We start from the raw sequence: 15,542 nt of genomic DNA, 5'->3' as shown, positions 1-15,542 counted from the left end.
ATAATGATTCCTCCTCAAATTGAATCTTCCACGAATTTAATATTCCCTTCACTCTGGTGTGCAGGCACCATAACTAAAGCAATTTGTGCGATTGTTTGTACGCTGAAAATTTTCCAAAGAGAGAGTTCAACCCCATAGTTCCGGCGCAATACGGATGTCAGGCGAATGGCAATAAAGGAGTCGCCACCAAGGGCAAAAAAGTTGTCATGGCATTGAATAGACGTCACATTCAGCAACAATTGGAGCTGCTCGCACAGTAATTGCTCCATAGCGGTCATGGGCTGGGTTACCTGAGGTGTTTCGATATAAGGTGTAACTAATGTACGGAGGGCATGTTGGTCACGTTTACCGTTATCCGTCAGTGGCCATGTGCAACAATGCCCTAACCGGGAGGGAATGGCATACTCCGGTAACCGCTCTCGAAGAAATGCGGTCACCGCCTGCCAATCCAGGGGGATTGGCGTAACAGCAACAGCCGCTAAAACAGGGCGGTCATTGTGTTGAATAACAAAAGCGACCGCATCCTCGATCGAAGGATAGCTTTTCAGGGCTAACGTAATTTCGTCTAGTTCTAAGCGGTAACCCGAGATTTTAACTTGCTGGTCCTTGCGCCCCAGAAACTCGATGATAGCGCCAGGGCGATAGCGGCCAGTATCCCCTGTGCGGTACCACCGTTGCCCATCGCGTAGGATAAATTGCTGTTCAGTACCGATGCTATCGCCATAATAGCCCTGTGCGACCCCTTGCCCTCCAATCCACAACTCACCCGCCACCCAGTCAGGGCAATCCTCTTCTTGCTCATTCACAATTCGGAATTGCTGATTAGGCAATGGCACGCCGTAAGGCACCGAGCACCACCCGATCAGCGGTGTATCAGCTACCCAATAATTGGACCAGATAGCCGCTTCCGTGGCCCCCCCCATGGCGACACAGTGAGCATTTGGCGCACATCGTCGCAAGCGTTGAGGCAATTCCGGTACTATCCAATCCCCTGAGAGCATCACCACTCGCAGCGAGGCCAACGCTTGCGGTTGTTCATCCTGTTCATTAAATATCTGTTCATTAAATATCTGTTCATTAAATAACAGCATCATCTCTAATAATGCTGGCACACTGTTCCACACCGTCACTTGGTGTTGTTGGACCAGAGATAACCATATTCCCGCCTCTCGCTGTGCCTGCTGTGGAATAAGGACTAACCTCGCCCCCGCAGACAACACACCAAAAACATCCCAAACAGAGAGGTCAAAATACAGCGCTGATAACGCCAATGCCGTATCTTGTGGATTGATTTGATGCTGACGATTGATGGACTCAATGGTATTAACCGCCGCGCCATGGCTAACCGCCACGCCTTTAGGAACCCCCGTACTGCCGGACGTGAAAATAAGATAAGCCAGGCTATCTGCGCTCACTACCCGTGGGGCGAGGCGCTCGTCAGAAACTGGTTCGCTATCCACCGAAAGCACATGAACCTCTTTCGGCCAGCCCAACGTACTATCACCAACAAGGAAATGGATATCAGCTAAGGTGATAACCTGTGATCGGCGACAAGCAGGCCAGTCCACACTGATAGGAACATAAGCCGCGCCGAGCCACTGAATAGCCAGTACCGCAATGATCTGATCACAACCCCGTGGTAATGCCACTCCGACATGGGTACTTCCCCTCACCCCTTGCTCGTGTAAATACCGTGCAAGCCGTTGTACACCGTGTCCAAGTTGTTGATAGCTAAGGCTGCTGCTGCCCCAAATTAACGCGGTCTGCTGGGCATATGCCGCCATAGCGTGTGCGACCCGACAGTGCATAGGCGAAAATATCATCGCTTGATGGGTTGCGTTCACCCTCTGGCGACTCTGCTGCTGCGGTACAGGTAACGTAATCTCAACGGTGTCATGCCAGTGCTCTGTGACACAAAGTTTTTCCAGCAACTGACAGTAAGCGGCAAACATGGCGTCAATCACGCCAACTGGAAATAAGGCCTCAACGACATCCCAGTTAAAGTACAACTCACCATCATGTTCGAAAACCTGATGGTCAATCCACAATTGCGGTGTCTGAGAAATCCCCCAAAGAGGGGCTTGGAATGCGCTATCAGGGTAACCATCCATTTGTGCGCCCAAGGCACTGGTAAATACCACCGGCATGTGAATATGGGTTGTTCCTCGCTGACGATTTAACTCCCTGAGTACCCATACTGCGGAAACTTCACGGTGCTCCAGATCTCGCCACAACTGTTGCTGAATACGCTGAGCCGTTGCCAACCACCCTTCACCTTTCTCTTGTCGACAACCTAATAAGAGCAGAGAAGTAAAATCGCCCATAATATGGTTAATATCTGGATGGCAAGGTTTGCGATCAAACAAGGTAACATTGATGGTTAGTGATGCTGATTCAGACCATTTCGCCAAGACTTGGGCATAGCAAGTCAGGAGCAAACAAGATGGTGTTATTTGATATTGTTTGGCTTTATTCAATAAAATCTGCCAATGGGAGACCGACAAGACGGATTGCCAACGCTTAAATTTAGGTGTGCCAACTAAGGCGGGATCACACACCAATGGCAAGCGCGGTGCATCCGGTAGCATTGGGAGGCTTTCTCGCCAATACCTCTCAGACTCTTGGCGATGAGGTGACGACGACTCAGCGAGCAGATAATCGCGGAAACCGATATCCACTGAAGGTAGCGTGGCGGTGGGGTCCTCATACAATACGGCCAACTCTTTAAAGAAAATCCGCATACTCAAGCCGTCTAACACTAAATTATCCAGCCCAAGACAAAAACGATTTCTACCGTCATCAGATTGAATTAACGTCGCGTGGAACAACGGCCATTGAGTCGGTTCAGAGACATGATGCGATAATACATCCCGTTGAGTCGCCGTCACGGTCTCCCACGCCGCAGCACCGCAATGCATGACCTGAAGCACTGAGAACGGTTGATTGGGTAACACGCGCTGTGTGCCCTGTTCATCAAACACAATACGTAACGCATCATGACGAGCCACCAACAGATTTAATGCTCGCTCTAACCGTTGCTGGTCAAACGGTGTGCCTCCATATTCCAGATAATCTTCATGCTCCTGATAGCCGTCATATTCTTGATAGCCGTCATACTCTTGATAGCCGTCATACTCTTGATAATAGTGAGTTGCCACGCCACCAAGTGGGAAGCCCGATTGCCGCCCCATTAAATACGCCTGCTGTACATCTGTTAGCTCAAAAGGCGAATAACGTTGGGCGGCACAATGGACTAATTGCGCATCCTGTACAGGCACATGGTGGAATTCCAGAGTGTGAGCAAAATCCCTTAACACCGGCAGTAAAAACACCTGAGACAGTGGCACGCCAACCGCCCCCTCTTTTTCCAACAATGCCACGATGCGCGTGGCATGAAGGCTATCACCACCACACAGGAAAAAGTTGCTGTCTGATTGCGGCGTAACCCCTAATACTTGCTGCCAAAGACGAGCGACGCATTGTTCCCGTTCATCAAGCTGTTCCCGCTCATCAAACTGTTCCAACCCATCAGATAAAGAACGAGATGTTTCACCATAATGGCTGAACTGCCCATGCTTAACGGCCTGTTTGTATAATGATGTACGGTCAATTTTGCCATTCGGTGTCAGTGGCAACGTATCCAATACAGTGATAGACGATGGCACCATATACGCAGGTAAATATTGCTGTAAGTGCTGCTTCACCTGTTCATGCGAAATGGGCGCTTTTACTGTATATGGTTGACATACAAAGAGTGCAGAATACGGTTCAATAACGCTTAGTTGCTGGATGGCAATACCAGAATCGGTTAACAACGACTGCCAGGCTGGCAAATCCAACAGCGGTGAAAGCGCCCCTTGCCGTTGATCCCTAAAACCACGGGGGTTTCGTAACAACAACACTGTTAATAGTGAAAGTGGGCTTAGTGCCAGGCTTTCAAATAAGACAATTTCCGTCCCTCCGTGGCAAAGGGATTGCAGCATGGCAATCCCCTCAGGCAGGGCATCAAATCGGTGTAGTGAATTATTGACGATCAGAATATCGGCAAATTGTTGCTGTGCATCTGGTGTCGCAATCACGCGTGTTTCATGGGAATAACCAGACAAACGATATTCTGCGTGTTGACGCAATGAATTCGCAGATTCCAACAAACAGTAACTCAGGACATCAGTTCCCAACCGACTCAATACCTGACTGGCAAAAAGCCCCGTACGCCCATTCAATTCGGTTACATTAACAGGCCGTTGTAATTGCCGAGATAAACGAGCAATGCGCTGACATAGCACGTCAATAACCACTTGGGTATCATGTGTATTGGCGACTAAAACTTCTGGCGACAGGAGAGTGTCGTCTAACAATAACAGTGGATTTCCCCGCCCAGTAACCACCTCGCCAATCCATGAGGCTTTTTGCTCTAACGTCATCAAGAGCGGTAATAGGTGTGGTTCAGTCACCTCAGGGCGTACTGGCTGAATTCCTGTGGTTTTAAACTGGTCATCGCGAGAAAGTAAAACCCCTTGTTCAACCAACCAATGAAGCCATGCTAAAAATAGCGGTTGGTAGGCTTCGCTAACCTCCCCCTTTTCCTGCAATACCTGCGTAGACTGATACTCCGCCAGATCAAGCTTGAGAATATCGTTGAGTACATGACATAACAGAAAAGCAACTATCGCGTTTTCTTGCTCACGAATATCCGTTACAGGTATGGCTTCAGGTAATACATCATCAGCTACTGTGGGGAAAAGTGTGGATACCTGGTTCTGAGGCTCAACAAACAGATGTAAATGCTTTTGTGGCTGATCTAAATATAAAACCACAGCACGTTTAATCGTTGCCAGGTGCCCTGTAACGGCTTCAATTTCGGCTAATTCAATGCGATAGCCATGCAGTTTTATTTGCCTATCCTGTCGCCCTAAAAACTCCAGACATCCATTGGACCAGAAGCGACCATAATCGCCGGTTCGATAAAAACACTCACGATGAACAGAGACAAATTGCGCCGCCGTTTTTTCTGGCTCCCGGTAATAACCTAATGCCACCCCCCTACCGCCAATCCACAGTTCCCCTGTCACCCAATCAGGGCAATCTCTGTCAGCATGATCAACGACACGATAATATTGATGGGCCAGTGGGTAACCATAAGGTATGGACCCCCACTCTTCAGGGATCACAGAGACATCTAGCGCATTAGACCAAATAGCCGCTTCTGTTGCGCCGCCCAGCGCCGTGAAACGCGCCTGACTACCAAGTGCTCTCAGCCTGGGGAGTAGATCTAGCCCAATCCAATCCCCCGATAACAGCACCTGCTGTAACGAACGAGGCAAAGCTTGTGTACCTTGCTCTGCGGCGATCAGTAGCATTTCAAATAAGGCCGGAACACTGTTCCAATGTGTCACTTGATGTTGATGCAGTGCTGACAGCCACTGTTTAGCTTCTTTTTCATCGCCCGCATTGGGCAACACAAGAGAGCCACCAACAGACAAAGGACCAAAAATATCATAAACCGAGAGATCGAAATTTAATGCCGATAGTGCGAACAAAGTGATCTTCCCATCATCAACATAACGGCGATTAATCTCATCAATGGTGTTCATTGCGGCCTGATGTGTCACCACCACCCCTTTGGGCACTCCCGTCGAGCCTGAGGTAAAAATCAGATAGGCTGGCTCATCAGGTTGTACAAAAATAGGTGGCGTAAAAGCAGGTGATGTAAAAATAGGCAGAGTAAAAGGTGATGGACAACCGCCTTTTATGTTGATATTCAACGTATCGCAGTTAGCGGAGATCACGCGGTCGCTAATCAATACGCCAATATCTGCCTGCACGATCAGTTGCTGTAAGCGTTCGGAGGGCGCGGTGATATCCAACGGCACATACACCGCCCCGATGGACAATACCGCCAGCACCGCAATCACTTGATCAACCCCTTTAGGTAAACAGATCCCCACATGGCCCTGCCGGGCAATACACTGCTGTAAATGCCCAGCCAAATCACCGACTTGTATTGCTATTGCCCTATACGTCAAGGAGCCGGAGGCATTGATGACAGCAATGTTATCCGGGGCAGATGCGACCTGCTGCCAAAAGCCCTGATGTAGGGTTTTTGCCTCAAAAGGCACACTATTGACACCCGATAACGGCTGCTGGCGATGAGACAGCACTTTGTCATCCACATACGCCTGAACAGGTGACTGTAAGACTTGCTCATTTTCGACAATGGATTGAAGAAGCTGCTGCATAAAAGCAAACATCTGATCAAGCATCCCTTCAGGGAATAGTGCGTCCACCGTATCCCAACTGATCAAGAGTGTTTTCTGATACTCCATGACCTGGCAGTCTAGCCACACTTGGGGTGTCTGAGAAACCAGATAGTGCAGTGCCCCTGGTGCGTTTTCCCCAAGCAATTCACGCCCAAGATTACTGGTGAAGACAACCGGCAGAGTAACCTGTTCGCCCCGCTGTTGAGACCACTGACGCAACACGTGCACTGCGCTGTAATCCCCATGATCCAGATCAACCATAAATTGCTGATTCAGCCTGTGGAAATGATCAAGTAAACTTTCGTTTTCTTTAACTTCACATGCCAGTATTAGCAATGACGTAAAATCAGCGACCAATTTTGCCAATTGTGGATGTGCGCCACGGCGGTTAAAAATCGTCAAGTTCAGCGAAAAATCAGGCAATTTCGCCCAACCCCGTAATGTCTCGGCAAAGCAACCCGCCAATAACATGGAGGGCGTTAACCCATGTCGGCGGGCTATTTGCTGTAATTTAGCCCATTGAACTGCGGCTAAACGCCATTCACGATGTTGGAAAATAGGTTTATCTATCTGCTCTGGTTTTATTGCCAACGGCAGTTGGGGTGCTAGCGGTAAGCCTGCGATTAACCGTTGTTGCCAGTAAGCTTCGCTATCACCCGTTGATGGTGTTTGTTTTTGCTCCAACAGATATTGCGGGAAGTGGTAATCCAACGGTGCAAATGCCGTATTCTGCGACGAAAGGAGCAGCCCTAGCTCCTCCAACAGAATTTGCAGACTCATAGCGTCAGCAATCACCATGTCCACATTAATGTGCAAACGGGTATTTTGCCCATCATGGCTGGCAATCAATTGGAACCCACTTTCGTAAGTCAAATCAGCCATACGATGGGATAAGCGCGCCCGTAGCGCGTAGCGCTCCTTTGCACCAGCACTTGCGGAGAGCTGATCCCAGTGATATTGCGTTACCGTAACGGGCTTGATTTCCTGGATCACCCCCATCCCTTGCTCGTTAATGCGCATACGCAAAAGCTCATGGCGATGGAATAATTGCGTCACCGCCTGATGAAGGCGTTCATCCGTTAACAACGGGCAATCCAATTCCAGATAAACCTGACAGGCAACCTGCCCCAACGTCTGCCCCTTCTGACGCCCTTGCCAATACGCTTGCTGTACAGGGGTAAGCACAAAAGGCTCTCCCTGCCAGTACTCACCAGCGGTTTGTTCTTCTGTGAGTTGGGTAACCTCACCGATACTTTCCCCGCAGACACGGTCTCTACAAGTACTGTTCCAATACTGTTCCCATGCTCCAAGGGTTGTTTTTTCAAACAACTTTGCCAACGTCAAAGTGACATGGCGTTTTTTACACTCATCCACCAGATCCAACATCTGCAAAGAATCTAAGCCTAAATTCAACAAATCATCCTCATCAGATAACGCTCCAGACACCATAGCGAGTGTCTCTGCCACCCAAGTGCGCACAAATGAAAAATCGATGGTGTCGGCAATAACCGAAGGGGGGGATGAGGGGGGACTCTCTGCCAGCAGGCCTTCAGCCCAATAGCGCTGGCGAGTAAAAGGATAAAGAGGCAAAAGCGCCAATACCTCAGCACTGACGGCCCCTTCAGAAGGGGTGACTGACGCCCAGTCAAAAGCATCGCCTTCCAACCATTGTTTGGGAGATTGCGCCTTTACAAGGCGAGGGGGGTGATTACTTTTATCGCCGGTTACTTGATGTAACTGTGCGATCAAATCATCTAATGAGTGATATTGAATCAAGGCACGGATGGGAAAATGATGGCTACGTTTAGTACGCCACGCAGCAACAACCGCCCGAGCAAGCGCCGTATGCTGTGACAATACCTCAGCAAGTTGGCGAGCCGTCGCCAATAACGCGGCTTCAGTTTTAGCGCTAATGGGCAACCAACCAGCCACCTTATCATCGGATAACAATGTTATTGATGTACTTGGTTTTATTGATGTACTTGATTTTATTGATGTAGCAACTGCCGTAGGCTTTCTCAACACTGCCGCAGCCATCGTTCCGGTAAAGCTAAAAGCATTGATAGCGACACGTTCGATTCCCCAAGGGCAGGTATCTTTATCGAAGTGATAACGCAATAACATTTCTTTTATCAGTGGGTTATAGATGTTTAGCGTGGGGTGGCCAAAGGCTTTCTGTTGTTGTATCTGCGCGACAGCCCTGGCTAATGCAAATCCCCCCGCAGCGGCCTCTAAGTGCCCGACCTGACTTTTACTCGCCCCTAAGCGTAATGGCGTTTTTCGTTGACCATATACACGATCAATGGCGCTTAGCTCAACGGGATCCCCTAACGAAGTACCTGTTCCATGGGTTTCCAGTAACGAGATATCATCGGAAGCCAATGATGCTCGCTGTAAAAGCCGCGACATCATAGCCGCTTGAGCGTGTGGATTCGGTGCCGTCAGGCTGCTGCTCTCACCATCCTGCGCAACGACACTGCCCTCAATAACCGCTAAGATAGGATCGCCATCTATCACGGCCTGACGATAAGGTTTTAACAGGAATAATACCGCCCCTTCCCCTCGGGCATAGCCATCAGCATCATCACTGAACGTAGCACAGCGCCCCTTGGGTGATAACATGCCCGCATTGATAAGAGTTTGTTCAATTTGTGCCGATAGGAGTAAATTCACCCCCCCCACGACAGCCGCGCTGCACTGTTTTTGCTGCAGTGACAACATCGCGCTATCCAGTGCGACCAGCGAAGAAGAACAAGCCGTGTCAATGGTTAATGCCGGGCCACGAGTGCCATAAAATTTCGCCAGCCGCCCTGATGTCGCACTGCTACAAATCCCCGTCGCCAGATAACTTTTGGCATAATCGGGGTCATTTTTCTGTAACAGCATTTGCCCATATTCGCTGCCACTTTGACCTATGTAAAAACCAATATCGCTTTGTTGCAACTGCTCAGGTTGCCAGCCTGCCTGCTCAAACAGGTGCCAACTCAGCTCTAAAATATGACGCTGTTGCGGATCGAGTAAGATGGCTTCTCGTTCGCTGATATTAAAGAAAGAAGCGTCGAACTGATCAATGTCTTCTAATGCGCCTATCGGTAAAACACAGTGTCGCAGTCGATTGTTTTCATGACGTACTGCGCTGTTACCTGCGGATAATTCTGTACAATAGTCCGCCCAGCTCACCCCCACCTGCCCCGGAAAGCGACAACTGATAGCCACCATCGCGACATCCCGATCATCTCCTGCTTCCGTTGAATTTGAGGAGGCGATATCTTCTTGGTACTGAGATAAAAATAAGGTCAGTTGCCGTAATGTAGGATAGGCAAAGAGATCTGCAACATTGAGATGGCAGCCCAGAAAATGATTAATACGCTGACAAAATTGTATCGCCAGCAAACTGGTTAGCCCTGCCTGATGTAGCCCACTATCAGGATTGATCGCCTCACAACCGAGTAATTCACACCCTGTTTTATGGAGCCAATCAAACAGTATGGCCTCCTGCTCAAATAACACTCTTTCTTGATCAAATAACATTTCATCTTGAGTCTCTCCCTGCGACGCCAGTACATAAAGCACGCTCAATTGTTGCGTTAAATAGAGAGAAAGCATATGACTGCGGCGGATCTTGCCACTCGATGTTTTTAAGAGCTTTCCACGGGCTAATAAGATGATCTTGTCAGATTTCAGTTGAAAATGGTGGGCTACCGTCGCCACAATCTGCTGAGCAATACGCTGACGTGCCGTTGATGTTAAATGACGATACACCTCGGCCATCACAATAAATTCGCCGCTGTCAAAATGCTGGCACACACACACTCCCCCTGTGTGGATATCATCGCAGGCGTACTCAATTGCTGTTTCAATATCCTTGGGCATATAATTTTGCCCAGCCACAATAATAAGATCTTTTAATCGCCCACAAATAAAGAGTTCCCCTTGATACACAAAGGCAAGGTCCCCCGTACGTAAATAATCATGGTGAGAGTTGCCTGCTAGTGTGTTGTGGAACGTTGCTTTTGTGAGTTCGGGCTGCTGCCAATACCCCCCCGCAACAGAATCGCCTCGAATCCAGACCTCCCCAATGCTCGCCTCAGGCAAGGGCTGACATGTCTGGGGATCAACAATCTGCAATTGCCATGCTCTAACCACATGCCCAGAGCTTATCAACCGACACCCTTGCGGATCCAAAATGGCTTTACCTTCCGCTAATGCCATTTGGTTAAATGCCAAACAGCAGTAATCAGTGTCGATAGGCTTATGACTTACGGTTAGAGTTGCTTCGGCCATACCATAACCGGGCGTGAAACTGCGGGAATCAAAACCTGTGGATGCAAAACGGGCAGCAAAATTTGCCATTGTCTCTGAGCGAATGGGTTCAGCCCCATTCATTGCCATCTTGATGGAGGAGAGATCCAACTGGCGAATTTGTTCATCCGTCACCATTGTGGTACACAAATCCCACGCAAAATCTGGTGCAGCCCCGGAGTTAGCCTGATAATCATTAATCATTTTCAGCCAACGAAATGGCTCTGCAATAAAGTGCACAGAAGGCATAAAATTACAGCAACCGCCTGATAATATTGGCAATAACAAACCGCTGAACATGCCTAAATCATGATAAAAGGGTAACCAGTTCGCCGTGATGATTTTCGGCTGACAATGTAGATGTAATTCAAGCAAGATATGATGTTGCACCCTCATATTATGATCGTAATTACATACCGCTTTTGGCTTTGCTGTGGAACCAGAAGAATATTGCAGATACACAGGTGAATGACTGGGGTAATAAAGTGCATCATAATTTTTTTTCGTGGGGAAATAGCTACTGCTATTGGTGAGTGGTTGATCAACAAAAATAATCTGATGTGTATGATGCCAACCTTGTTTTTTAACTTCGTCGGATAACGAACTTAATGTGAAGATATATTCACCTTGGCTATCAGCCAAAATATGGGACAAGGTATCAATACTGCGACCCAATTTAAAATGATTAGTTAGATGCACAGGGACAGCCGACACCCCCCTAATAATACAAGCAATAAAGCTTATGACAAAAAGTGAACCGCCTGGCATGAGCAGAATAGCAGGCCCAGGCGGATTGTTTTCTATTTCAATCCGTGTAGCTAACGAATAGCCCAATGATATCAGTTGGCTATAAGAGTAATGCTCTACATCATCGTTATCACAATAACGTAACGCGACATCATGTTTGGACTTTGTTGCCTGTTCAAATAACGCCTCCCTCACCCAACGAGTTTCATTATTTAATAAATTCATACCATTACCTGCAGTTGCATATATATCACTTTTGATAAATAAATTACTCTATGCGTAAACATAAAGTACCCACAGGACATAGCTCTTTTATACCCAAATTAATATATGGCTGTATCTAATAGTCACAGCCATATGTATTGTTAATATTTATTAAAATTTAACATTAAAATTAACCCCAAAGTTAATAGGTTCACCCGCGCGCCCATACCATACCCCATCATCCATTTTGAAAGCACGAGTCACATAAGTTTTATCAAGGATGTTTTTTATCCAAATATTGACACCATAATCTTTATTCTCATAACCAGCAGTAAGATCTAATAGCCCATAAGCTGGTTGTTTTTTACTATTCGCATTATCAAGATAGGTACTTCCTTTAACATTATAAGTGGTATTAACAAAATAACCATTAAGGAAGTTATAATCGGCACCGATACTATAAGTGTACCCTGGTGAATTAGCCGGTCGATTACCTTTATAGTTAACAGGAATATAGTTATTATCTACTTTAATTTCTGTTGGGAAGTTTTTAAAATACGCATCAGTATAGCCTACATTTGCAGATACAGTCAGGCCACGCGTAATACGCCACGCAAATTCAGACTCCAACCCACGGCTTAATGACTTACCGCTGTTAACCGAATAAGAAATAGGATAATACGCTACTTCCACTTGCTGATCTTTCATATCATTCCAGAATAGAGACGTATTCCAACGAACCGTTCTATCAAACCATTCGGTTTTAAAACCAGCTTCATAGGTCGTTGTATATTCTGCATTATAAGCACGACTAGATTGAGGCCCTAAAGTGTTAAACCCACCACTTTTATACCCCCGTGCTATGCTGGTATATAGCATGGCGTCACCCGTAATATAATAATTTAAACCCACTTTAGGCAAAAAAGCCCCAAATGAATTACTGTTATTATCATGAAAATACGGCTGAGCTGGGTTAAACCCATTATCCATTAAAAAGTTAAGTTTCTTTTTCTCATAGTCATACCTTGTACCCGCCACAAGTTCGACATCATTCAGTAGGTAATAACTGACATTGCCGAATACTGCGTAGTTATTGGTCTTGATATTGGATTTCCGGATTTGTGCTAAGTTATAGGGCAGATAGCGGAAATCAATTTTATTATCATCATCTTGATAAAAGTAATAGCTTCCTATCAACCAATTAAATGGCCCGCTGTATTTAGAGTTCAACCGAAATTCTTGTGAAAATTGCTTTGTTTTTCGATTCATCAATAGTTCACTAATCGATAAACGAGTAAAATCGAGATCTTGATTATCAACTTTTCTTTCGTCGGCATAAGCACTAACCGAGGTGAAATCGATATCATCAAAGGCATAAACTGCTTTTACTTGACCTTTATAAGCATCAACATCAGATTTGCCAATATAATTTGAGTCAACATATTTTTGACCCGATTTTATTTTATCTAATGCGGTAAAAGAAGTGTTTCCGTTACGCCTATTTTGGATATCAAAGGTTGTAATTACATCCCAACCATCATCCATAGGTTGCCAACGTAGTTTAAACCGACCACTAAAATCATTAAGATTATCTACATTATTTTTACCGTCATAATCACGCTTAAAATAGCCATTCCCATAAAGATATTTCAATGCTGCACGGTAAGAAAACTGTTCACTGTCATTAATACTTCCACCTAAAACCGTGTTTACCTGTGTACGATTATAATTTCCATAAGATAGACCTATTTTATACTCAGGTGAAAATTCAGGATCTTTAGTAATGACATTGATTACCCCAGATTCAGTATTGCGACCATATAGCGTCGCTTGAGGGCCTCTTAATACTTCTATTCTATCAACATCCAATAATTCCGTATCAAAAGTATTAGTATGAACGCCATCAATAAAGAAACCTACTGATTGAATCCCTTCCATTCCAGGGGTTGTACCTCGCATGGTAAAAAAACCTGCATCAGATGGATTGCCCGCTTTTACCATATAGACATTAGGGATGCGCATTATTGATTCGTATATATTCTCTATATTTTCTCTTTCTAAATCAAAGCCTGTTAATACACTTATACTTATGGGTGTTTTTTGCTGCTGTTGATTAATTTTTTGTGCAACTACCGTAATAGTGTCTAATTCATCCTTACTGTTATTATGACTTTGTGACCATGCCATGCATGGCAGTAAAATTAAAACCGTTACACTAAAAAATTTCCGATAAAATACCATCATTAATTTTCCATAATGAAGTGTGATAACAAGATTCAACAACCCTGTTAATTAGATGATATTTACTCACATTTATATAAATTGATAAGAAGGTTTTATCAAAAATATTATTTTGGCACTAACTATATTGTCTTTATCTTATGCTGTTACTTTTCATTTATCATACTAGTTGTAAACGATTGTCATTTTCAAGTGGGTTAGATCACATTTTATACAATCCTATTGCCTTACCTGCATTCAGTAAGAAGGATATTGGTACCGATTCAACCAGTCACTCGCCAGTGACAGGCGTATAGAGAAGTCACAGCATTAATAGGATACTGGCAAGTTAATACGCCAGCACCCTGCATCGAGATAAGGCATTAAATATCAATGCATTTCCAGCTTTACGCTTTGGCCGCAGACAAACAGATAGTCCGGGTTAATTGATATGATTTTACAAAGGAACTGATCGGTAAAAATTCGAAAGGTGAGTGAAAGTTATGCGCCCCGGTAAAATAATTTGGGGTCAGCAATCCTTGGGTTGATAACGCCGCACCATCGGTGCCGCCACGCATAGGGATCACTTTAGGTTCGATATTCAGTTCCGCCATGGAAGAGAAGATCAAGTCAATAGCCCGCTTATCTTCGCCAATTGAGTTACTGATATTGCTGTACACATCGGTCACTGAATAGCTGATCTTCGCTCGTGGATATTGTGCTGAAACTTTTGCAACCACTTCACCGATATAGGCTTTACGCGCGGCGAATGACACATTATCAAAATCACGGATTGCTATTTTCAGTTTCGCGCTATTAGGGTTGGCGGTCATATCGGTAAACCAGACATAGCCTTCCCGCCCTTCAGTGTGTTCTGGCGTCTCTTGTGGCGAGAACTCACTGATAATGTCATAGGCGACACGAATAGGGTTAATCAGCACATTTTTAGCTGACATCGGGTGAGCCGTCACCCCGATGATGTCGATCTCTGCCGAAGCGGCATTAAAGTTTTCATATACCACTTCGCCCAGTTCGCAGCAGTCAATGGTGTAAGCGAAATCAACATCAAAACGCGCCAGATCCAGCGCTTTAGCACCGCGTAGCCCAATTTCTTCATCGGGGACAAACGCCACCACGATATCGCCATGGCAATCGTCAGCCGTCAGGTTTTCCAACAACGTCATGACTACGGTCACTGCCGCTTTATTATCTGCGCCTAGTACACTGGTGCCATCGCTGAAAATAATCTCCTCGCCCTGATAACGCAGAATTTCCGGGTGTTCTGCGGTACGCAGATAGATACCCTGTTCTGGGTTTAGGCAAAGATCGCTACCGGTAAAGCGTAAGCGCTGTGGATGAATATCAGGTGATAGGCCAACATCGACAGTATCAATATGTGTAATAAAACCAATGCGTGGTGCGGTAGGCTGATTTCCGGGTTTACGGGCGGTCACCGTGGCATGTTCATCAATCAGGATATCTTCCAACCCCAACTGACGCAGTTCTTCAGCTAACATCTGCGCCATTTTGTGCTGCCCTTCGGTGCTGGGCAGTGTTGGAGAGGCAGCATCGCTTTGGCTGCTAACCGCCAGATAACGGAAAAAGCGGTTTGTCAGTTGTTCTGAGAGTGCGATAGTCATTTTTTATTCCTTTATTTATAGCTAAAACCCCTGAGTGCGCGCAGCTAACACCCCTACAGTGTCAAGGCCGAAAGCCCCCAAAGTCATTGGCGTTGTAGGTAGGCAGCCAGCAAACGAGTCCCGATGAGCTTACATTAGTAAGTGATTCGGGTGAGTGCGCGCAGCTAAC

At 46.2% G+C, this 15,542-nt stretch carries 3 protein-coding genes; all 3 read right to left on the bottom strand.

The window, feature by feature from the left end; translation table 11 throughout:
* Window positions 1-14: 14 nt before the first annotated feature.
* The 3 genes from AC971_RS18730 to pepT all read right to left on the bottom strand — a co-directional run bounded on the left by AC971_RS18730 (window position 15) and on the right by pepT (window position 15,373).
* A complete protein-coding gene (locus tag AC971_RS18730) occupies window positions 15-11,534 on the bottom strand; it encodes a non-ribosomal peptide synthetase (protein ID WP_082160205.1) in 11,520 nt (3,839 codons plus the stop codon).
* Window positions 11,535-11,684: 150 nt separating this feature from the next.
* On the bottom strand, window positions 11,685-13,757 hold the full coding sequence (locus AC971_RS18720) for a TonB-dependent receptor (protein WP_025381337.1): 2,073 nt from the start codon (window positions 13,755-13,757) through the stop codon (window positions 11,685-11,687).
* Window positions 13,758-14,140: 383 nt separating this feature from the next.
* Window positions 14,141-15,373, bottom strand: a complete 1,233-nt coding sequence (gene pepT, locus AC971_RS18715) for a peptidase T (protein ID WP_025381338.1) — start codon at window positions 15,371-15,373, stop codon at window positions 14,141-14,143.
* Between the last annotated feature and the right edge of the window lie 169 nt (window positions 15,374-15,542).

Source organism: Yersinia similis, from assembly GCF_001053095.1.
Classification (GTDB): domain Bacteria; phylum Pseudomonadota; class Gammaproteobacteria; order Enterobacterales; family Enterobacteriaceae; genus Yersinia; species Yersinia similis.
Note: the sequence above shows the minus strand (reverse complement) of the source record. Positions and strands in the feature narration are given on the sequence as shown.